The sequence below is a fragment of the Telmatocola sphagniphila genome (genome assembly GCF_018398935.1).
Taxonomy (GTDB): Bacteria; Planctomycetota; Planctomycetia; order Gemmatales; family Gemmataceae; genus Telmatocola; species Telmatocola sphagniphila.
Genome location: NZ_CP074694.1, coordinates 3,241,499 through 3,262,143, shown reverse-complemented (window position 1 = coordinate 3,262,143; position 20,645 = coordinate 3,241,499). Strand labels below are relative to the sequence as shown.

The 20,645-nt window shown below is 52.9% G+C and carries 18 protein-coding genes and 1 pseudogene; 7 read left to right on the top strand and 12 right to left on the bottom strand.

From position 1 onward, the window contains the following. Positions 1-149: 149 nt before the first annotated feature. Positions 150-2,441 carry a DUF1549 and DUF1553 domain-containing protein gene (locus KIH39_RS12925; protein ID WP_213500104.1) on the top strand — a complete coding sequence of 764 codons (2,292 nt, stop codon included), beginning with the start codon at positions 150-152 and terminating at the stop codon, positions 2,439-2,441. Between the two features lie 2 nt (positions 2,442-2,443). Here KIH39_RS12925 and KIH39_RS12920 read toward each other — a convergent pair whose 3' ends face one another. The 5 genes from KIH39_RS12920 to KIH39_RS12900 form a co-directional block, all read right to left on the bottom strand. Continuing rightward, a complete protein-coding gene (locus KIH39_RS12920) occupies positions 2,444-2,890 on the bottom strand; it encodes a GNAT family N-acetyltransferase (protein WP_213500102.1) in 447 nt (148 codons plus the stop codon). A gap of 16 nt (positions 2,891-2,906) precedes the next feature. After that, positions 2,907-3,452: a hypothetical protein gene (locus KIH39_RS12915; RefSeq protein WP_213500100.1), complete on the bottom strand. Its 546-nt coding sequence runs from the start codon at positions 3,450-3,452 to the stop codon at positions 2,907-2,909. A gap of 66 nt (positions 3,453-3,518) precedes the next feature. Continuing rightward, the gene (locus tag KIH39_RS12910; RefSeq protein WP_213500098.1) at positions 3,519-3,824 is read right to left on the bottom strand and encodes a hypothetical protein; all 306 of its coding nucleotides are present in this window, start codon (positions 3,822-3,824) and stop codon (positions 3,519-3,521) included. 179 nt (positions 3,825-4,003) lie between these two features. Then, the gene (locus KIH39_RS12905) at positions 4,004-4,705 is read right to left on the bottom strand and encodes a sugar transferase (protein ID WP_213500096.1); all 702 of its coding nucleotides are present in this window, start codon (positions 4,703-4,705) and stop codon (positions 4,004-4,006) included. Between the two features lie 150 nt (positions 4,706-4,855). Further along, the gene (locus KIH39_RS12900; protein WP_213500095.1) at positions 4,856-6,028 is read right to left on the bottom strand and encodes a glycosyltransferase family 2 protein; all 1,173 of its coding nucleotides are present in this window, start codon (positions 6,026-6,028) and stop codon (positions 4,856-4,858) included. A 214-nt stretch (positions 6,029-6,242) separates the two neighbouring features. On the opposite strand from KIH39_RS12900, the gene KIH39_RS12895 reads away from it, so the two are divergent. Beyond that, positions 6,243-7,037, top strand: a complete 795-nt coding sequence (locus tag KIH39_RS12895; RefSeq protein WP_213500093.1) for a WecB/TagA/CpsF family glycosyltransferase — start codon at positions 6,243-6,245, stop codon at positions 7,035-7,037. 33 nt (positions 7,038-7,070) lie between these two features. On the opposite strand, the gene KIH39_RS12890 is transcribed toward KIH39_RS12895, so the two are convergent. Then, positions 7,071-8,549, bottom strand: coding sequence for a Gfo/Idh/MocA family protein (locus KIH39_RS12890; protein WP_213500091.1), 1,479 nt, complete (start codon positions 8,547-8,549; stop codon positions 7,071-7,073). A 705-nt stretch (positions 8,550-9,254) separates the two neighbouring features. Here KIH39_RS12890 and KIH39_RS12885 point away from each other — a divergent pair. The 3 genes and pseudogenes from KIH39_RS12885 (at position 9,255) to KIH39_RS12875 (ending at position 12,142) form a co-directional block, all read left to right on the top strand. After that, on the top strand, positions 9,255-9,662 hold the full coding sequence (locus KIH39_RS12885; protein WP_213500089.1) for a cytochrome c: 408 nt from the start codon (positions 9,255-9,257) through the stop codon (positions 9,660-9,662). Positions 9,663-10,414: 752 nt separating this feature from the next. Then, positions 10,415-11,499: pseudogene (locus KIH39_RS12880) on the top strand (IS630 family transposase). A 187-nt stretch (positions 11,500-11,686) separates the two neighbouring features. After that, positions 11,687-12,142 carry a GNAT family N-acetyltransferase gene (locus KIH39_RS12875; protein ID WP_213500081.1) on the top strand — a complete coding sequence of 152 codons (456 nt, stop codon included), beginning with the start codon at positions 11,687-11,689 and terminating at the stop codon, positions 12,140-12,142. 22 nt (positions 12,143-12,164) lie between these two features. Here KIH39_RS12875 and KIH39_RS12870 read toward each other — a convergent pair whose 3' ends face one another. Genes KIH39_RS12870 through prfA form a run of 3 tightly spaced genes read right to left on the bottom strand, consistent with a single transcriptional unit; the run spans position 12,165 to position 15,702 of the window. Then, on the bottom strand, positions 12,165-13,667 hold the full coding sequence (locus tag KIH39_RS12870; RefSeq protein WP_213500079.1) for a GTPase family protein: 1,503 nt from the start codon (positions 13,665-13,667) through the stop codon (positions 12,165-12,167). Positions 13,668-13,726: 59 nt separating this feature from the next. Then, the gene (gene prmC / locus KIH39_RS12865) at positions 13,727-14,587 is read right to left on the bottom strand and encodes a peptide chain release factor N(5)-glutamine methyltransferase (RefSeq protein ID WP_213500077.1); all 861 of its coding nucleotides are present in this window, start codon (positions 14,585-14,587) and stop codon (positions 13,727-13,729) included. A gap of 41 nt (positions 14,588-14,628) precedes the next feature. Further along, entirely contained in the window at positions 14,629-15,702 is a 1,074-nt protein-coding gene (gene prfA, locus KIH39_RS12860; protein WP_213500075.1) for a peptide chain release factor 1, read from the bottom strand. A 233-nt stretch (positions 15,703-15,935) separates the two neighbouring features. On the opposite strand from prfA, the gene KIH39_RS12855 reads away from it, so the two are divergent. Further along, a complete protein-coding gene (locus KIH39_RS12855; protein ID WP_213500068.1) occupies positions 15,936-16,376 on the top strand; it encodes an amino acid-binding ACT in 441 nt (146 codons plus the stop codon). A 42-nt stretch (positions 16,377-16,418) separates the two neighbouring features. Here KIH39_RS12855 and KIH39_RS12850 read toward each other — a convergent pair whose 3' ends face one another. Further along, positions 16,419-17,042, bottom strand: coding sequence for a DUF5655 domain-containing protein (locus KIH39_RS12850; RefSeq protein WP_213500066.1), 624 nt, complete (start codon positions 17,040-17,042; stop codon positions 16,419-16,421). 110 nt (positions 17,043-17,152) lie between these two features. Between KIH39_RS12850 and KIH39_RS12845 the strand changes: the two genes are divergently transcribed. Next, a complete protein-coding gene (locus KIH39_RS12845; RefSeq protein ID WP_213500064.1) occupies positions 17,153-18,091 on the top strand; it encodes a sugar phosphate isomerase/epimerase family protein in 939 nt (312 codons plus the stop codon). Between the two features lie 11 nt (positions 18,092-18,102). Here the strand turns inward: KIH39_RS12845 and KIH39_RS12840 are convergent, their stop codons facing one another. Both KIH39_RS12840 and KIH39_RS12835 read right to left on the bottom strand, forming a co-directional pair. Next, entirely contained in the window at positions 18,103-19,269 is a 1,167-nt protein-coding gene (locus tag KIH39_RS12840; RefSeq protein WP_213500057.1) for a lactonase family protein, read from the bottom strand. 81 nt (positions 19,270-19,350) lie between these two features. Further along, on the bottom strand, positions 19,351-20,598 hold the full coding sequence (locus tag KIH39_RS12835) for an aminotransferase class I/II-fold pyridoxal phosphate-dependent enzyme (RefSeq protein WP_213500055.1): 1,248 nt from the start codon (positions 20,596-20,598) through the stop codon (positions 19,351-19,353). Between the last annotated feature and the right edge of the window lie 47 nt (positions 20,599-20,645).

The window sequence follows — 20,645 nt, the reverse complement described above, 5'->3', positions numbered from 1 at the left end:
GGTTCTAACGAACGTACTGTTCTTAATGAGAACTGAATTCCTCAAGCAGATCTGGTAAACTGAACTGGCGATCGGTATCTACCAGCAAAAAAAATTGAGATTGATCGGATTTTGCCGTCACTTTTTCAGCCTCCTTTTAAGGGAACGCGATGCTTGGGAATTCACTTGCCTCTGCCGTTCTGGCCAGTCTAATTTTGCTCGCCTCATCCCAATTTTTGAGCAGTCAGGACAAATTCGTATACCAGGAGCCTAAACTGACGGCGGCCGATCGCGCACATTGGGCATTTCAACCGCCGAAAGCGCCGGAAATTCCCCGACCAAGAAATACGAATTGGATCCGAAATCCGATTGATGCTTTTATCCTGCAGGCCCTGGAGCAGAAAGGCCTTACTCCCTCTGAGTCTGCGGACAAAATCAGCTTGTTACGGCGAGTCACGTTCGACTTAACCGGATTGATACCGACTCTGGAGGAACAGGAAAAATTTTTAGAGGACACTCGGGCGGACGCCTATGAAGCTCTGGTGGATCGTTTATTGAATTCCCCTCATTTTGGGGAACGCTGGGCGATGCACTGGCTGGATTTGGTGCGCTTCGCCGAGTCCAACGGCTACGAACTGAACGCCGATCGGCCCCATGCCTGGCGCTATCGGGATTACGTCATTCGGTCCTTCAATGACGACAAGCCCTTCGACCGCTTCTTGACAGAACAAATTGCGGGAGATGAAATGGCTCAAGGCAAGGACCCTCGAGAGGTGAGCGATCTCTGGGTCGCTACCGGAATGCATCGCTGCGGACAAATTCATGTCGTATCCGGAAACCTCAATCCCCAGGAAGTTCGGCAGGAAGTGCTGACCGAGATGGTCTACGGGTTGGGCTCGGCGGTGCTGGGACTCACAGTGAATTGCGCCCGTTGCCACGACCATAAATTCGATCCCGTTTCACAGGGAGATTATTATCGGCTGGAAGCTTTTTTCACTTCAGCACAGCTCAAGGAAATCGACTTTTCCACCAAGGCCGAGCGCGACGAACATGCCAAAAAACTCATGGAGGTTATGCTGAAAATTGCGCCGATCAAAAATCAAATTTCCGCAATCGACAAAGCCTATGAGCAGAAGCTCCGGCAAGAGAGAAAAGCAGCGCTGGAACCGAAGTTTCGGGAAGCTCTCGAACTCCCGGCCGATCGACGCTCCGAGGAACAAAAGCAGCTCGCTAAAAATGCGCAAGCGCTCACCAAGGTGACTTGGGATCAGATCCTGGGAGCTTTGAGCCCGGAAGACAGGAAAAAACGAGAATTGCTCCGGCAGCACTTGAGTAACCTCGAAGCCGAACTTCCCGTTCCCCCCTCGCAAGCCACTGCAATCCAGAATGAAGATAAGGGACAAAAGGCCTATATTCTCCGGCGTGGAGAATTGTCCCGAAAAGTGGTGGCAGTTGAACCGGATTATCCTCGTGTGTTACAGGTAACTCAGTCGCCGACGAACTCGAAATTCTCTCGGTTGGATTTGGCCCGCTGGCTCACCCGACCCGAACATCCGCTCACGAGCCGCGTTTGGGTAAATCGGCTCTGGCAGCATTTGTTCGGTCGAGGGCTGGTCTCTACCCCCAACGATTTTGGGACCCGAGGAAGCCGGCCGAGCCATCCTGAACTCCTCGACTGGCTGGCTTTGCAGTTCACCCGAGGAGGTTGGAAGTCCAAGCCGATCTTACGAATGCTGGTTCTTTCCAATACCTATCGCCAAGGCAGTTCCTGCCGCCCGGATGCAAAAGGACTGGAGTCGGATCCCGAAAATCGTTTGCTGTGGCGGATGAATCGAAAAAGGCTGGAGGGTGAAGCCATCCGGGATTCGGTGCTGATTGCCAATGGTCGGCTCAATCGGGAACAGGGCGGCCCTTCGATCAAAGTTCCCTTGGAGCCGGAAGTTTATGATCTAATATTCACAGAGGATGAACCCGCAGGGCTGTGGGCCGTAACCAAGGATTCCCGGCAATGGAATCGGCGAAGTCTCTATCTCTTCGGAAAGCGAAACGTGCGATTGCCGATCTTCGAAGCTTTTGATCAACCCGATCGGCTTTCTCCCTGCCCGGAAAGAGTTCGTTCTACGTTTGCACCCCAAAGCCTCGTGCTAATGAATGGGCCTTTTCTGTTGGAGGAGAGTACCAGATTAGCGGAAGCGATCTGGACGAAAAAGGAACTTTCGCAATCGTCCGCCGTCGAGCAACTCTACCGGCGTGCGTACAGTCGCAAGCCGACCGAATCGGAAGTTCAAAGTGCGTTGGAGTTTCTCGGGAATCAAAAAGCTTTGGTGCAAAAAAGAATGGACCGGGCAGAGACTATTCGAACTTTTAATACGGAAGCGAATCTGGATAAAGCGTCCTTAGCGGCCTGGGCGGATCTCTGTCTGGCGATTTTGAATTCGAATGAGTTCGTCTACATTCCGTGAAATTAACCCAGAGCTTTCTCGAAGAGAATCAGATTTTCTTTGTGATCCACATCGTAGCGCAGTCCCAGCACATCGAAGCCAAGTTCGATGGCCAAATGCAGCATCGGCCGCTGGCTATTGAAACACTCGATTCGGAAGCGGGCATACTTCTGTTCGGTGGCCCAGCGGTGGGCATATTCCATCAGCTGAGATGTGATTCCTTGCCGCCGAAAATCGGGCAACACACCGTAGAACCAGCCATAAAAGGTGGAAGGTTTCCATTCGTAGCCGACGAAGAAACCGACCGAACGATCCTTGGCCTCGGCCAGAAGAATTAGCGGGTTGTGTCGGCCGAGAAAACGCCGTTCCAGATTTTCGACGGTTCGCACCGGTCGAAAAATCTGGTTATAAATCTCCGCAACCTGCGGCAGAGAATTAATATCGACCTTCTTAATGCTTGCTTCAATCATTGGGTGCCACTCGCGATCATCTTTCTGGTCGGTAAAGCCCGGCGACCAGATCCTTCCACGAAGTCACGCTCCATGCTTTCTGCTCGTGGGAGGGATCGGCATCCATTTCTTCTTCAATCGCCGCCGTTCGCTGAGGACGGGCGACTTCGTCTTCTTCTTCGTCTTCCAAATCACCGGTACCCGCCATATCCGCATTCTCTGAACCAGCTTGATCGGCTTCAGCTACTTCGCCCCCTTCGCCGGTTTCAGTTTCGCCATCGGCTCGCTTTTTCCCACGGCGTCTACGACGGCGTTTTTTGCGAGGGGCATCTAAGCCCGAAGGATCCTCGGCGGATGCTTCGGAATTACTTTCGATATCCGAAGGTTCTTCCAGTAACTCGGGTGCGTCCAGCAGTTCTGGGCCATCTTCAATAGATGAGGGGCTTTCGTGTTCCACGAAAGCATCGGATTCTTCGTGCATAGGGGCGGAATGAGAGTGCGTGGGGGAATGGGAGGAGACTCCCAAATCTTCGGCCAGGGAATCCCACGGATCACTACTATTGTTGGCGTCGTTCATCGTCATATTTACTCTACCTGTTGAGATGAACTTATTATAGCAACTCCCCCCGTTTGCTGAGGGGAAACCTGCTTAAGCCACCAGTTTTTCGGTATCCAGCGCTTTAACCCGGGGAGATTCGATATTGCCGCTACTGGAAATCTGAAGAATCTGATCGCCTGCTTCCGCCCCGAAGAACAATTCTAAGGCTTCCAGGGGAGCCATACCTTCGGGCAGGTCTTCCCGATGCAGAATGAAATGCTGATCATCGGCCTGGTTGTGGAATAGTTCCAGGAGTACCTCCTCATTGATTCGGGCACCAGGCAGGTACGCACTGACGATCGAACGAAGTTGTCGCTGTAGTAGGGCGCGGGGCGGCAGGACGTAGAAACTAGCCATTCTCAGATTCTCCATGCGGGCTTGCGTGGATCATCGACGGGAGAGTTGGGGTAAATTGGATTGAAGCGGAAGTGAAAGTCGTAATAGTCCGTCGGTCTCAAGGCGCGATCCGCAGAAACCGAACCCCTCGGAGAACCGGCCGATTCCTAGAGTTGGAAGAATCGGCACAAAACGAATAACTAGTAAGCACCCTTACCAGAAAGCACAGCCGGGATCGTTTTAAACATCAGTTGAACATCTAGCCAAAAACTTCGTTCCCGAATGTAGCGAAGGTCGAGTTCGACCTGCTGGCGGAAATCCAGATCCGCTCGCCCACTCACCTGCCAGATGCAAGTGAGACCGGGCAGGGTGCCGAGACGGCGACGTTCATGCGAAGTGTATTTTTCCACTTCCGAAACTACTGCGGGCCGCGGACCGACGAGCGACATATCGCCGCAGAGAACGTTGAAAAACTGGGGTAATTCATCGATACTGGTTTTTCGAATGATGCGGCCGATCCAGGTAACTCGCGGATCGCGATTCATCTTAAAAGTAATCGAGTTATTATGCTTGTTCTTTTCCATCAACTGGGCCTTCAGAGCTTCGGCGTTGATGACCATTGAGCGAAACTTATAGAAGTCGAACACTTTGCCGTTCAAGCCGACCCGGCGTTGCTTGAAAAAGATCGGGCCGCCGTCGGTAAACTTGATGATCAGGCCAATGACCAGAAATAACGGCATCAAGCAAAGGAGCATGATCGCGGCCACCGCGACATCCAGTATTCTTTTGGCGAGTGCGTACGTAGCCGAGTTAGTGGCTGCGGTCTGCAGGTAGACCGGTAACATCTTCGTCGTTGTTACCGATACTGGGGCCGAGATCGGTGGACTCTCTAACAGTTGCATACGTGATCTACTCAGTACCAAAAATTACTTCAGCTATTATTACCGATTCAACCGGTAATTAAAGACATATTGGAGAAATTCCTTCACTAGCAAAAATCGGACCGATTAAAGCTTTCACAAACGTACGATCAACAGATCGTTCGCCGTTTACTAACGGTCCGTCCGCACCCACTTTTTCTGCGGAGAAACGACCAATTTCAAATAAATCGGTATCTTCGACACGATATACCAAGGGATTTTTGCAAGGGTTATCAACTTCACGGTGTTTCGGCCAAATTTCAGCCACACCATAGCTAGTGCCACCAAATTCAACCCGAAAGCGCTCGTAAGAATTATTGGTAAAATTCTCCAGCCTCCTTCAAGCTGCCACCACGCTGCACAAACAACTAGCATAAATGCCCAAGTCGTCAACAACAGCGAAACCGGTGGAACCGCTAAATCAAGTGCCAGAAGAACCAAACTTGCGCGAAACTTCTTAAGCCCCGTCAAAAGCAAACGAGGGGCTTGGGTGGTGAGTGTCTTGACGTGACCATGCTCCCAACGCGTTCTCTGCTTGATCGTGGCCAAACTCGTGGGAGCGGGATCACTCGTCACCAGCGCATCGGGTTCGAACAGCGGCGGTGTGCCGACCAGAGCCAGATCCACTCCGAGTTTCATATCTTCGACGATATTTCCGGTGCCATGCTCGGCATCGCGAAACATCGGCCAGGGGAAAGCCATTCCCGTGCCTGTCAAAAGACAAGGTACACCGATCTGATGCAGGCCATAGGGCCGTACTCGATTCTTTACCAGCATGGCGAAGTTGGAGATCTGTTCTTTGGCACTCGCATTGGGCCGAGCATTCAGCAAATAAACGGCTTGAACCGGTCGGTTCGTACGCTCGGCCTGATACACGATCACGTCCAGTGAGCCCGGATGCAAGCCGCAGTCGGCATCTATCACCACGACGATTTCTGGCGGAGCAGTCAGGAGATGCTTCATTCCGAAATCGAGCGCAAAACCTTTACCTCGATTGATATCGTCAAAGCGTTCCAGCACTTCGCAGCCCGTGGTCCGCGCTTTTTCCGCGGTCCTGTCGGCACAGTTATCCGCCACGATTACCAATCGATCTCCGGGACGCATCTGATCCTGAATCGATTTGATAGTTTTGGTGATGCCAGCTTCTTCGTTATGTGCCGGGACCAGTATGGCGCAGGAAGTCCGATGGGCCACCAGTCGGGCGCTGGGACGATTCTTGGCGATCAGCGACAAAAATAGCTCACTGGCCAGCACCACGAGAGGCACTGTGACGAAGATGACCAGTACTAGTAAAACCCAATCCATTCGTTACCAAATATCCAGTCGTTAAAGTTTACCGAGCTTGCCTGGAGGACCATCCTTTTCCTCAAAGTTCAGGCTCCTGCAAAAACTATAAGCCAGTTTCATTCCCTAGCAATCAGAAATCCCCGAAAATTCAGATCTTGTAGTAGAATTGGAACAATCAGCAGCATAATCCCAAGTGACACTTGGTCGTTTAGTCGCCGAACCAGAGACAGAAATGATCGAAAGTCCAGAAATGACCTCCGCGAGCCGCTTCGAGCCAGTACGAGTCTGGGGTGTACCGTTTGCTCCCTTCACGATGTCGCAGACTCTCGAGCATATCGACCAGTGCATTACCGGCGGCGGATCGCCCAAGTATTTCATCACCGCCAATCTGAACTACGTGATGCTCTGCGAGCGAAACGACCGCCTGAAGGAGATCAACGAAAAAGCCTCATTCATCCTCGCGGATGGCAAGCCGATCGTCTGGGCGACTCGGTTCCGCAAGAAAAAACTGCCCGAGCGCGTGGCCGGGGCCGACCTAATCCCGCTACTCTGTGCCCACGCGGCTGAAAAAAAATACCGCCTCTATTTTCTCGGGGGGGCGCCAGGAACCGCGGAAATCGCTGCCCAAAAGATGAAAGAAAAATATCCCGGGCTGGAAATCGCCGGGATCGAGTGTCCGCCGTTTCGCCAATTAACGGAGGAAGAGCACAAGGCTCAACTGGAGCGGATTCGGCAGAGCAATACGCATTTATTGTTCGTGGCATTCGGGCAACCCAAAGGGGAGTACTGGATGAGTGAGAATCTGGCTCAGACGGGCGTGCCGCTGGCGGTTCAGATCGGGGGGACTTTCGACTTCATGTCGGGGCGGTTGGCTCGCGCCCCGCGTTGGATGCAAAAAGTGGGACTGGAATGGCTGTTTCGCTGGTTGCAGGAGCCCCGAAGACTCGGCGGGCGTTATATCTCCAATATTTTCTTTATCTGCAAAATGCTCTTTCGAGATGTTTTCGGACTCAACAAAGGGAAGTAGAGAAGTTGTTTCTCCACTTCCCATCGAAAAGTTTTAGACCAGATCCTTCACTTCATAACCTTTCCGATATTCTCGGAACAGCATGCTCTGGGCCGCCGGATTAGGATCGGTGAATACTTCCTTCTTCGGGTCGATGTGCAATTCGAGACCGACCTTGCACTTCTCCGTTGTGATGTCGACCTTATTGTCTTTCAGGTGCTCCACCATCCGGCCGAAGGCTTCATTTGCGGTAGGCACATTGCTGAATTTCTTCACTTCGCAAATTGGCGTCTCGATGCCGTTGCGATAGCTGATATTTCCCAAATGGCAGAGGGCACTCGAGAGATGCCCTTCGGTGATTTCCGCATGCAGTTCTTCCGGTTTGCGATTGCGAACCGCCGAGACGAAATTCGTGAAGTGATATTCGTCTTTGCCGCCGGCATGCTCGCTCAGTATCTTTCCATCGAGATCGAGAACCATCCCCGACCCGTAACTCGGACAGACGACAATGCCCTTATCGCCAAAGAAAATATTGCCTACCATCGTAGAGGCCTTGGTATTCTTCGAAGGTTGAGTGCCTTTCGTTTTTAAGCCGCGGACTTCAAACAGCAGATGACAATCGCCATAGTCGAAAAGGCAGAGCTGCGTATTGGCCGTTTCGCCATCGTCGACGTAGCCGAATCGGCCGCCGAGACTGAGCACTGATTTGGGGAGTTCGTGCTTGTTCAGTCCCCAACGGGCTTTATCCATTTCGTGGATGCCCTGATTGCCCAGGTCGCCGTTGCCATAAGCCCAGGTCCAGTGCCAATCATAATGCATTTTGGCTCGCGCGATCGGCAGCACGGGAGCCGGACCGCACCAGAGATCGTAATCGCATCCCTTGGGTGGTGCGGTAGGTTTAGCCACTTTCCCAATCGATCCTCGGGATTTGTAACAGGTGCCATAGGCGAGTGAAACTTTTCCGATCTTCCCGCTATGTACCGCTTCGATCGACTGGATCATGCCCGGGTTGCTTCGGCTTTGGGTGCCGCACTGGCAAATTTTGTTTAGCTTCCGAGCGGTCTCGGCCAGAATCCGGCCTTCGCGAACGTTGTGGCTCACTGGCTTTTCACAGTAAACATCTTTCCCAGCCTGCATCGCCCAGATAGCGGCCAGGGAGTGCCAGTGATTCGGTGTGGCGATGCTGATGATATCGATCGATTTGTCTTCCAGGAGCTTTCGGATGTCCTTGACGTACTTCGGCGTCTTTTTCTGATTCTTTTCAATGGTGGTCATCGCCTTGCCGATCACGCCCTCGTCGCAATCGCACACCGCCACGATTTCGGTTCCCATGCTCGGCCGTGTGAATTCGGCCACGTGTGTCATGCCGCGACCATTCACGCCCACCACGGCCACGCGAAGTTTGTCGTTAGAGCTGACCTTGCTCGCTGAACTGCTCGGTTTTTCATCTGCGGAGATGGCACGTCTACTGGCCAGGGCCGCCGATATTGCGGCAGAATGTTTGAGAAACTCGCGTCGATTAAAAGGAAACATGGGAACCTCGACAAAAGGAGAGATCATTCGGCAGGGTTGTTTTTCAGTTTACCTCTCTCAAGTTCGGCTTCAAAACGGATTTTTCAAAAGCCACTCGGAATAATTCGAGAGAGTGCAAAGTTGCCAGGATTTTCGCATAAAAGCGGGGATCTCCGAGGGAACTAAGGTGCGTCAGGAATTTCCCTAGAGAGGTCATCACGGTCTGAGAGTTGATGACTCGAGTTGGTCCAATTTTTAGGCGACACTTTGCTGAAATTCCCAAGGATTTTGAGGTGTTCCGCGTTGCAATGTCAGGAATTTGCCTAGAGAGGTCATCAGATCATCATTTTTTTGATAGCGGGAAACGCCGTTTTGATGACCTTAGGTTGATTTATGTACTGCTTGGCGTAGACTCAGAGAAGTTGAAAAGATGATTTTCCCCAAGCGGATGCCAACCCATCCAGCCTAGCTTTTTCCGATTGGGAAAGCCAGGTGAGTTGGAAAAGCCCGGGGGATTGGATCCCGCCGATAGAAGTTTCGAGGGCTGAAGCAGTTTGCTGCGGCCTTGTGCTGAAATTTTCCGATAAATCACTGGATTGCGTCGCGATCAGCGATTAAGATGCTTTCCCAAATACTACTTAGCGGTCCAGGACCGCGATGAGTCGGCACGGGCTGCCTGCGGAAGTGTGGCCGTGGCGTGTTCATTAACTTTCAGGGAGAAATTGAATGAAGATTCGTGGGTTGGCTGGTCTGGCATTGGTGGCTTGCGTGCTGTCGTTCCCGATTGCTCAGATGTCGGCCGCAGATTATGCGGATACCGAAACGATCATGAAGAAGGTCAACGGTGGCAAGAAGGGACTGCACAATCAGACGAAGCAGGCTCTGAAGGCTAGTGATGTGAATTGGAGCGATGTCAGCAAGCTGACCAAGGAATATGCCAAGCTGGCGGCCGATCTGCCCAAGAACAAAGTGGAAAAGGGCAGCAAGGAATCCTGGGAGAAGCTGGCCAAGGCTTACAGCGAAGAAGCAGCCAAGCTCGACAAGGCAGCTACCGATAAGAATTTGGAAGCTGCCACTGCCGCTTTGGGCAACCTCGGCAAGTCTTGCAAGGCCTGCCACGACGCTCACAAATAATTGAATTTCTCAAGATGACTTGAGGCGAGCCGGGAGATTCTCCCGGCTTTTTTTGTTGGGGGGCCTATACAATTTCATAGCCAACAGGCTCCGGCAACAATTCGTAGGGGACAGGCTCCGGTTTCGGTGCCTGTCCCCTACGAATATTTAGACATCAAACTGACTTTATCCCAAGAGGACAGGCACCTTCGGAGCCAGCTCCCTAGGGATCTGACCTCCTCGTCCTAAATCACTCTTTCGATAAGTTTGCAATTGAATTTGGGTTGGAACAGTCAAGATCTTCATATCATCTAATCCTTTCGTAGGGGACAGGCACCTTCGGAGCCAGTCCCCTAGGGATGTGACCTCCTCGTCCTTAATCACTCTTTCGATAATTTTGCAATTGAATCTGGTTTAGTGGATTCAATATCTTCGGAAGTGCTTTGTACTATCGTAGGGGACTGGCTCTGAGCTCGGTGCCTGGGCCATACGAATTTGGCTAAGAGAAAGGATTTTTGTCCATAATTCCCTAGGGGACAGGCACCTTCGGAGCCAGTCCCCTAGGGATCTGACCACGAAGACAGTCACTCGTCCGGCACTCCTAATCTTTCGCGGTGCTGACGAGCACCAAAGTCGCTACGACTGCAGAATTTGCAGGTGTAAAAAGGCGGATTCCCCTTAGCGGTAGGTAAGAATCTCTAGTGTAGTGTCCCAGAAATAGCGTTACTTTTAGCTCCTTTTTGCGGTTTACTCTATAGAGGAGGAGAAAACCCATGAAAGTCGCGCTGCCAATCTTACTTTCTGACGAGGAACGACAAACTTTGACTTCTTGGTCTCGGGGACGAAGTACTCCCGCTCGGCTGGTCCTGCGGGCGAAGATCATACTCGCAGCGGCCGCGGGTGTACGGAACAAGGACATTGCTGAGGAATGCGGCACGTCGAAGCCCACGGTGGCGCGCTGGCGGACCCGATTTGCGAAGCTGCGTTTGGCGGGTATCGAACGGGACGCTTCGCGGCCGGGTCGAACGCCAGCGATCAGCCGGAAAGTCGTCGAAGAAATTCTCCGCAAGACCACTCAGGAGAAACCATCCGGTGCGACTCATTGGAGCACACGAACGATGGCCCAAGAGGTAGGAGTGAGCAAAGCCACCGTGCAGCGGGTCTGGTCGTCCCACGGTCTGAAGCCTCATTTGCATAAGACCTTCAAGGTATCGAATGATCCTCAATTCGCCGAGAAACTGTGGGATGTAGTGGGCTTGTACTTGAACCCTCCCGAGCACGCCCTGGTGCTCAGTTGCGATGAGAAGAGTCAGATACAAGCCCTTGATCGCACGCAAAAAGCTTGCCCATGGTACCCGGCCGTTGCGGCACTCTGACTCACGATTACATGCGTCATGGCACCACCACTCTGTTCGCGGCTTTGAACGTGGCCGAGGGAATTGTGATTGGCGAGTGCATGCCGCGACATCGACACCAGGAATGGATCAAGTTTCTCAAACGGATCGAGACGGCCACCGATCCGTCCTTGGATTTGCATTTGATCGTGGATAACTACGCTACGCATAAGCATCCCAAAGTTAAGCGTTGGCTAGCCCGGCATCCTCGATTCCACATGCATTTCATCCCCACGAGTAGTTCCTGGATGAATCTGGTGGAGCGTTGGTTTCGCGACTTGACGGACAAACGACTGCGTCGAGGGACATTTCGAAGCGTGCCGCAATTAATCCAGGCGATTGAAGGCTACATCGATCATCACAACAACACAGGAAAGGGATTCCAGTGGACCGCCAAAGCCGAGGCTATTCTGGAGAAAGTCCGCCGGGCGAGGGCTACCTTGGATAAAACACATTCTGTGTGAGACACTACACTAGCCAATCACTTGCGGTAGTCTTCGAATTTTGTGAATCTCTATAGCATCCATGCTTACGAACGGGATTATCAGGCTCACCCCTCCCCGAACCTTTCTAATCCTAACTTGTCGTAATACTTCATAGCCTAATTAAAGCATCGGACGCCGCTCATATCCTATCCCCCGAGGGGATTCATTGTCGCATCTCACACATCATAAGTTGAACTACTCTATCTCGACCGATCCACACAAATTGGACATCGAGATCATCCATCGCTACCTGGCGGAACAATCTTATTGGGCGGCGGGAATACCTCGCATATTGCTACAAAAAGCGATTGAGAATTCGCTCTGTTTCGGCGTTTATGAGGGTGAACAGCAAGTGGGCTTCGCGCGAGTCGTGACGGATCGAGCAACCTTCGCCTATCTGTGTGATGTCTTTATTCTCGAGTTGCATCGAGGCCGTGGGCTATCAACGTGGTTGATGGAATGCATCATGGCTGATCCCGAACTGCAAGGACTACGCCGATTCGTGCTGGTGACTCGCGATGTGCATGGGCTCTATCAACGATATGGGTTTGAACCCTTGGCGAATCCGGCTTCATTCATGCAGATCCACGTCGTGGATCCCTATCGGAAGCAGGCGATTTGATCGCAAGCAAAACTCAGGGCTGCTACCTCGACCTCAGCCTACTTAAAAAGCCTCCCAGCACTTCGCGGCCGTCGTGCAGAAGTTGATCGACCACCTTCCCAAATCGCTCGCCGCGATGTTTCTGCTCCAGGTCGCGAAGTCTTGCTACCGCCTTAGCGTCTCGCATGTGCAACCCGATCATCGGCAGTAGAAAATCATCTACACCCCAGTGGTTGCCTTCTGAAACTTTCGCCGGGACGATCAGCAACTCGCCATCTTCCACTTCCTCCTGAAGTGTGTTAATGGCCGTGGCAAGTGAATGTTCCTTGGGCAACTGGGGATCCTGCCATTCATACGGCGGATTCCATTCGTTGGCCGGTGCCAAAGTTTCGATCTTGGTGAGTACCCAAATAACCGCAGGGGCTTTGCGGTTCGGTTGTTTGCGGAAGTACTCCCGATAGTTGGCGTATAGGGCTTTGTCATCCGCAGAAAATCGCCCGGCGGCCACCACCCAAAGAATCAAGTCGGCCTGATTCCAGATATCCGAATACTTCACGAGTTCGGTTTCGTTCACCTGGGTATAGGGCACCGTATCGACTAGTCGGATTTCTTCGGTAATCTCGGCCAATTCCAGCCGGTGAATCAGGGGTTCCGTAGTCGGATTGTCTATGGCGGTATTGTGTAGCAAGATTCGAACCAGATCCGATTTGCCCGAACCAACAGGCCCAATAAGCGTGATTCGTACCGGGGAATGCTTCACTTCCGGTGTATCGCTGGGTGCGATACCATGCGCTTCCATCATAAGCTTCCGGTATTCCTCGGTGCCGACTTTCAACCGCCCGCTGTAGAGTTCGATGAGATAGTGCCCGACCCGCTGGACGAACATCGCGTAAAACCAGCCGACCAGATTTTCCTGGAACTGGTCCATCGGTTTGTTGACGCCGTAGCGGTTAGCGAGGTAGCGCACGCCGGTCTTGAAGGGATCGAGAATGGCCGAGCCCATCCACATGGCATTTTGGACGCGCGGTACCCAGGCCCGGGCCATCCCGGCATAGCGTAAATTGTTGATCGTGAAAAGGTGGCCGCCGGGTACGTAATCTTCGAATTTTTTTCGCATTTCTGCTGAAGCCAGTTCCATGGCCGTCAGCAGTTCGGGAAGGGTGACATTGCCGAGAGGAGTTTTCGAGTTGGGATAGTAGAGGGCGGCCACTCGCTCGGACAAAGATCGAGCTTGCAAGAAGTAATATTCGCTATCGTCGAGCCGGGTTCGATCGGGCGCCCCTTTGGCAAACTCCTCGACGATTTTCCAGGCTTCCCGATCGCGGTTGGTGGAATGTTCGGGGATTTCCGCTTTCAGGCTCTCGATCCGGTGTTCGCGCTGCCAGTACCAGCCCAGCAGGTAGGCGGTGGCGAAGCATCCGGCCAGCGGAAACCAGGCCCAGAATATCCAGTTGGAATTCCAGAGATAGTACATCCCCGTGACGGAGAGGAAGAGAATGGGGAGAGCGAGCAGAGAGAGAATCGTCAGAGCACGCAGGCGGTTCATGTTGGCTTTCTCAAGGAATAATCACCTTCCCTAAGAATACCGGACGGGGCATGACACTACTATCGCTTTTTCCCCAGGACAATTCGCGGCAATTTCGCATCATCTCGAATGGTGGTCACATCTGTAAACGACTCTCGGAAGATCTGCTCGACGTTTTCCTGTTGGGTGCTGCCAATTTCCACCGCCAGAAAGCCTTCCGATTTCAGAAAAGGCGCGCTCTCCGGTATTAGTCGGCGATAGATATCCAGTCCATCCGCACCGGCTAAAAGAGCTTCTCTCGGCTCGAAATCGCGGACCGATTTATCGAGTTGGCTGTACTCGGCTTCAGAAATGTAAGGTGGGTTGCTGACGATCAAGTCGAAGCTAACCTCTTTTTTCAGAGGCTGGAATAAATCCCCGGCCAGAAACTGGATACGGTCGGAAACTTCGTGTCTCTGGGCGTTATTTCGAGCGACGGCGAGGGCTTTATCACTGCGGTCGATGGCCTGCACCTGCACCGCGGAATTCTGCTTGGCTAGGGTAATTGCGATGCAGCCGGAGCCGGTCCCGACGTCCAGGATTTTCGGTTTGGAAATCTTGGAGATGCGATCCAGACATTTCAGAACCAGGAGCTCCGTTTCCGGTCGCGGGATCAGAACATCCGGGGTGACTTCGAATTTCAGCGAGTAGAATTCGCGATAGCCAACGAGGTAGGCGACCGGAGTGCCATCGGCTCGCTTTTTGATCAGTTCCCGGAAAGCGGCCCGGCTGGCTTCATCCGGTTCTTCGTCGGTTCGGGTATAGAGGTGGATACGGTCGCACTTCAATACGTGGCCCAGCAAGATCTGCGCTTCGAGTCGAGGCGATTCGATATTCTTCTGTCGGAAAAAATCCTCGGTCCAGGACAGCAATTTCAGGATGGTCCATCGCTCCGTCGACATGCAATTCCTTCCTGGTCTTAACGAGTCCTGGCTTGCCGAGATTACAACTGTCCGAGCCGTTGTTTCTTGTCGTATTCCTGGGCCGCACTGATGAGCTCTTCCAGTTCTCCCATCATAATCATATCCAGCTTGTACAGGTTGAGATTGATTCGATGGTCGGTCAGTCGGTTCTGAGGGAAATTGTAAGTACGAATGCGGTCGCTGCGATCGCCGGAACCGATCTGGTTCTTGCGGGCGTCGGCTCTTTCCTTGGCCACTTTCTGCTGATGCCGTTCGAAGACGCGGGATCGAAGAATACGCATGGCCTGTTCGTAATTCTTGGTCTGGCTTCGGCCATCCTGGCATTTCACTTCCAGTTCGTCCGGCGTGCCTTTTTTGTACCAGATCCGGACGGCCGACTCGGTTTTGTTCACGTGCTGGCCCCCAGCGCCCCCGGCTCGCATGCGTTCCCATTCGATATCCGAATCCTTGATTTCCACGGTCGAATCATCGGGTTCGGGCAGCACGGCCACCGTCGCCGCGGAAGTGTGAATGCGTCCCTGGGTTTCGGTCTTGGGAACGCGTTGCACGCGGTGTCCGCCCGATTCATAGCGGAGCTTGCGGTAGACATCCTCGCCGGAGACGCTGAAGACGACTTCCTTGAAGCCACCCATTTCGCCTTCGCTGAAATCGATGCTTTCGAGTTTCCAGCCTTTGGTGCGGGCGTAGCGGGAATACATTTCGTAAAGATCGCCCGCGAAAAGCGCCGCTTCGTCGCCGCCGGTACCGGCCCGGATTTCGACGATTAAGCTTTCGAAATCCTCACTGGGATCGAACAGCAGATCGTCTTCGATTTGATTTTTGAGCTGAAGCTGTTTGTCGAGCAGGCGTTTGAGTTCCTCCTCGGCGTAGACTTTCATTTCCGGGTCGGTCTCGGCCTCGAACATCTGCCGGGCGGATTCGACTTCGGAAGTGATCTTCTCATATTCAAAATAAGGTTTCACTCGTTTGGCCAGAGCGCCATGCTCCTTGGCTACGGCCCGGTATTTTGAGTGATTGGAGGCGATTTCCGGGTCGGCAAGTTGGGCTTCCAACTCCTTGAACCGGCCCACCTGAGTCTGCATCGTCGGCCACATACAACCTGTTCCTTCTGAGTTACTAACTGTTATCTTACGGAAGGCGAGGAATCTAGGCACGTTGATGTATGTTTGAATGATCCGGTTTCTCTGTCCGTCCAAAAACTTAAATCTGTTCTGTCTTCCCCATCCGGCACTTGGGATGGTTCTTTTTGAGGGAATTTAATTGTCTCCGTTCAACGGATGGGTATGATCGCAAATAGGTCACTCACTTTTATGAAAGGAGCTTTCCAATGAGCTTCAAAATGGACCGCATTCACGTCTGGGCCGCCGAGGTCAAAGATCAAGTCGGTGGTGTCGCTTCCAAGTTATCCGCTGTCGCTGAGTCGGGTGCCAATCTCGAATACGTTTACACGCAACGTTTACCCGAAAAGCCCGGTCACGGGATTCTCTTTGTAGGCCCGATCGTGGGTCAGGAGCAGATGAAAGCGGCCAAAGCGGCCGGGATGAGCGAAGTCTTCGATCCCGTGGTAATGCACATTCAAGGCGATAATACGGCCGGTCTGGCATTTCGTCTGAAAATGGAATGGGCCAAAGCAGGCATTAACCTGCATGGTTCGATCATGTGCGTCATCGGTTCCAAGTTCGTCGGTTTCATAACTTTCGATAGTGTGGAGGATGCCAATAAAGCCGCGAAGATTCTGGCCGAGCAGGGCCTCGAAAAGAAGAAATGATCTTTTCGCATAAAGGTGGCCTCGGGTGAGGACCACCCGAGGTTACTTCTCATCTTTCCGATAGGCCATTTTCAACCACTTTTCCAGTTCCGCATCGATATCCTCCAGCGTTGATACTTCCAGTTTGTGCGTAATTCGATCCTTCTTGGCGTAGCCGCCGGTGTCGATCAATCGCCCCGTGGCCGGTGTATCTCCCAGCGCCAGCCCAAAATCGATTCGAGTTCGAGTGCTCGGCTTCACCTGGGCAAAAACGTGGTGGCGGTAAAAAGGCACAATCGTCTCGCAGGGAGAGAATTTCACATCTTTACCCAGCGATTGACTGAGAGAAATGAGCTTTTCGTACAGGGGAAGCAACCCGGCTTTGGGACCGGAAAACATGTTCTGCACGTAACGTTCCGCCGCTTGGAGGTAGGCTTCCGGACTATCTTCATCACCGCCTTTGCCGAAGGATCGCTCGGCCAGCCACTTGGCGTAATTCGTCCCGAGATCCTGTTTTTCCTTGAGCCATTGGATTCGCCCTTTTTCATCCGCAGGCCCTTGGGCTTCGATGAACGCCAGCCATTCTTCCAGAGTGCGGCCAGTTTTCTCTTTCAGGGAGGCCAGCGATTTCTGCACCATCGCCACGGCGGGATGCACGCTGTAGATGATCTTGGAGCCCTTCGCCATCGGAACCTCCCAGCAAGTTGAGAAGCGAAAATTCTTTGGATAAATCGCTAACTCGTCCAATCGATTTTGTGTATTCTCTCTATCAAGAATTTCAAAATCAAGGAGCAACCATGTCCATATCCCGTCGAAATTTTCTGGCAGCTGGGGTCGTGGGAACGGTAGGAGCGATCGCACCCTTACGGGCTCGGACAACCGCTAAAGAGTCCAAATGGAAGCCCAACCGAATTGGCATTTCCACTTATTCGTTCTGGCAGTTCAAGAACAAAGACTGGCGGGACATTGAGAAGAATATCGACCAGGCCGCTGAGTGGGGATTCGATGCGGTCGAGATTCTGCATCGCCAGATGGAAAATGAGGATAACGCCACTCTTCAGAAATATAAAAAACGGGCACATGCTCTTGGGATTTCGCTCAACGGCTTCTCTACCCACCAAAGCTTCATGTACCCCAGCGCCGAAGAACGCAAAAAGAATGTCGAGATCGTCTGCAAGCAGATCGAACTCGCCTACGCGATGGGTATTCCGACCATGCGGGTTAATACCGGCACCTGGCGAACCAGCAAAAATTTCGACGAACTGATGAAAAATCGTGGCATAGAGCCGCCGATCCAGGGCTACAAGGATCAGGATGCTTTCGACTGGGTTATCGACGGCTATACCGCCTGTCTGAAAACGGCCGAGAAATGCGGTGTGACCCTGGGGCTGGAAAATCATTGGGGCCTCGGTCGGACTCCCGAAGGACTAATGAAAATTGTCGATAAGATCAATTCCCCCTGGCTGCGGGTCACCTGCGATACCGGCAATTTCTTCGAAGAACCCTACGACAAGTTGGAAATGATTGCGGATAAAGCCTGCCTGGTGCAGGCGAAGACCTACTACGGCGGCGGGCTCTGGTATACACTCGATCTGGATTATGGGAAAATTGCCAAACTGCTGAAAAAGCACAATTACACGGGTTATATCTCACTGGAATTTGAAGGAAATGAAGATGTCCGGACAGCCATCCCCAAGAGTCTGGAACTCTTGAGGAAGAGTTTTGCTGCCGCTTAATTCGAAACGATTCACGGGGTGTAGAACTTGATACAGACCGGATGGCCCACCTTCACGGTCTGCTTCACTCCGGAAAGCTTTCCAGTCTTCTGATCGATCTCGTAGACCGTAACAGTATTCCCTTCTTGATTCGCCACGAGCAGCCATTTACCGCTGGGATCGATGTTAAAGTTGCGAGGAATGTTCACACCTTCCCCCTGATTTCCCAAGTGAACGAGCTTCCCGTCTTCGCCAATCGCGAACATCGCTATCGTGTTGTGTGTGCGATTTGAACCGTAGAGGAACTTACCCGAAGGATGCACGACGACTTCGGCGGTGGAGAACTTATAATCGGGGGTCTGCATCTCACCTTTCGGCAGCGTGGAGATGGTCTGTTTCTTGGTCAGAACACCTTTGTCAACGTCGAAGTCGAACGAAGTCACGGTCATGTCGATTTCGTTGATAACATAAGCCCTTTTGCCGTCCGGGTGCCAGGCGAAATGGCGTGGACCGGCCCCGGGAGCCAAGCTGGCGAAGGCCGGATCGTTTGGCGTGAGTTTTCCAGCATCGGCATCCAGTTTGTAAACTTTGATCTGGTCCAAACCCAGATCGGCCACGAAGACGAATTTGCCATCGGGAGAAACATTGGCCGAGTGAGCATGCGGCGTCCCCTGCCGCTTGGGTAGGGCTACCGGGCCGGCGTGCTGGTGAAAACTTGTGGCTTCCTTCAGCTTGCCATCCGATTCGATTGGAATGCAAGCGCAGCTCCCGCCGCCGTAGTTGGCGACGATGACATTCTTGCCAGCTTTATCGACAATCAGATGGCAGGGACCATCGCCGACGCTGCTGGCTTTATTCAATTCCTTAAGCATTCCTGTCTTGGGATCGATTTCGAAGCTGACAACCGCCCCGGCTTTTTTGCCATTGAAGCTGGAAACTTCACTGACCGCGTAGAGATACTTCTTATTCGGGTGGATCGCCAGAAACGAAGGGCTGGTGGCTTCCGCGACCAGTACCGGTTCCGAGAGCTTGCCCGTGGCAGGATCCAGTTCGCTCTTATAGATACCTTTGCTGAGATTATCGGTATAAGTGCCGAAGTAGACCCAGGTCGGGGCATCGGCTGCCCAGGAAATCTGGGTGTAGCTGGCCGTCAGCAGACAGACCAATACGGCGGAAAACAACAAGCGCGGGAGAGACATGGTTTGAAAAACCTCCGGTGTGATGCGGTAATACCGGAGGTCAGTTTATCAGGCGATGCGTGCGGGTGACAGCGAAAAGACTCAGGCCGCCAGCTTCGCACGGACATTGGGCAGCTCAATGACTTTCTGCACTTCACCCAGTGCGGCCACCAGATTCCGAATTTGAGCCAGGTCGTGGTTCGCATTCACCTGAATCCGCAACACGGCCGCGCGGTAGGGAACGGCCGGGAAAGCCACTGATTGAACGTAGCAGCCCAGATCGAAGAGCATCTTACCCGCCCGGAGGCAGTTCGCTTCGTCTTCGACGAGAATCGAAATGATCGGCGTGTGCCCGCCGAGTACGATCAGACCCAGGTCCTGAGCTCCCGAGACCAGGGTGCTGAGATTTTCGTTTAGTTTGTCCTGAAGTTGCTCGTATTCGTCTGACTGAAGGATATCGATAACCGTGCAAATGGCATCGAGATAGCAGGGGGCAACTGGACCACCGAAAATGTAGCTGTTGGAGCGAATCTTCAGAAGATCCTGCATGCTCTTGGGGCAACCGACGAAGCCCCCCATGCAGGAGAACGCCTTCGAGAGCGAACCGATAACCAGAGTGTTTTCGTAGTGTCCGAGGTTATCCATAACGGTACCCCGGCCATGCTTGCCCATGACGCCGGTGCCGTGGGCATCGTCCACATAGAGGATGGCGTTGTGCTTCAGAGCCAGGGCGTGCATCTCTTTCAGCTTGGGCAGGGAACCGCTCATCGAGTAGACGCCATCGATGGTGATCAGGGCATGCTTGTAGGGTTTGGCTTCTTCGAGCTTTCGTTCGAGATCCTGAAGATTGTTGTGCTTGAAGACGAAGCTGCGGGTGCCGTTCGCCTTGGCGATTTTGATGCCTTCCTGAATGGAATTGTGCGCGAATTCATCGCACACAATGACATCGCCCTTGGTTACTAGCCCCGGGATGACGCCGGCGTTGGCCAGAGTGACCGAAGGATAGATGACGCTGGCTTCGGTTCCCAGCCATTCGGCGATCTTGTTTTCCGCATCCACGTTCGAGCGGACGCTGTTGAACATGCGGGAAGCGCCATTATGCGAGCCCCAGCGGTCGATGCCTTTTTTGAGGCTGTCCCAGACTCGTGGATCGCGATCGAGTCCGAGAAACGAATCGCAGCCGAAGTTGATCACTTTGTGACCATCGATGGTGACTTCTCGCCCAGGTCCCGCTACATCGACCGTTAGGTCCTTCATATGAATGTCGGGGAACAGCTTAGCGAAATGGGCCATGAAACGGGCTACGCCGTTGGAATATAAAGAGTTAGATAGAGATTCGATGGGAAGCACGATGACGATTCCATTCGCCAGAGGACCAGGTGATACCATTCACCGGA

Coding starts and splice junctions, on each gene's coding strand:
- KIH39_RS12840 (WP_213500057.1), bottom strand. CDS start 19,269: ATGTCTCTCCCGCGCTTGTTGTTTTCCGCCGTATTGGTCTGTCTGCTG.
- KIH39_RS12895 (WP_213500093.1), top strand. CDS start 6,243: ATGATCGAAAGTCCAGAAATGACCTCCGCGAGCCGCTTCGAGCCAGTA.
- KIH39_RS12885 (WP_213500089.1), top strand. CDS start 9,255: ATGAAGATTCGTGGGTTGGCTGGTCTGGCATTGGTGGCTTGCGTGCTG.
- KIH39_RS12890 (WP_213500091.1), bottom strand. CDS start 8,549: ATGTTTCCTTTTAATCGACGCGAGTTTCTCAAACATTCTGCCGCAATA.
- KIH39_RS12845 (WP_213500064.1), top strand. CDS start 17,153: ATGTCCATATCCCGTCGAAATTTTCTGGCAGCTGGGGTCGTGGGAACG.
- prfA (WP_213500075.1), bottom strand. CDS start 15,702: ATGTGGCCGACGATGCAGACTCAGGTGGGCCGGTTCAAGGAGTTGGAA.
- KIH39_RS12910 (WP_213500098.1), bottom strand. CDS start 3,824: ATGGCTAGTTTCTACGTCCTGCCGCCCCGCGCCCTACTACAGCGACAA.
- KIH39_RS12850 (WP_213500066.1), bottom strand. CDS start 17,042: ATGGCGAAGGGCTCCAAGATCATCTACAGCGTGCATCCCGCCGTGGCG.
- KIH39_RS12925 (WP_213500104.1), top strand. CDS start 150: ATGCTTGGGAATTCACTTGCCTCTGCCGTTCTGGCCAGTCTAATTTTG.
- prmC (WP_213500077.1), bottom strand. CDS start 14,587: ATGTCGACGGAGCGATGGACCATCCTGAAATTGCTGTCCTGGACCGAG.
- KIH39_RS12855 (WP_213500068.1), top strand. CDS start 15,936: ATGAGCTTCAAAATGGACCGCATTCACGTCTGGGCCGCCGAGGTCAAA.
- KIH39_RS12920 (WP_213500102.1), bottom strand. CDS start 2,890: ATGATTGAAGCAAGCATTAAGAAGGTCGATATTAATTCTCTGCCGCAG.
- KIH39_RS12870 (WP_213500079.1), bottom strand. CDS start 13,667: ATGAACCGCCTGCGTGCTCTGACGATTCTCTCTCTGCTCGCTCTCCCC.
- KIH39_RS12915 (WP_213500100.1), bottom strand. CDS start 3,452: ATGACGATGAACGACGCCAACAATAGTAGTGATCCGTGGGATTCCCTG.
- KIH39_RS12900 (WP_213500095.1), bottom strand. CDS start 6,028: ATGGATTGGGTTTTACTAGTACTGGTCATCTTCGTCACAGTGCCTCTC.
- KIH39_RS12905 (WP_213500096.1), bottom strand. CDS start 4,705: ATGCAACTGTTAGAGAGTCCACCGATCTCGGCCCCAGTATCGGTAACA.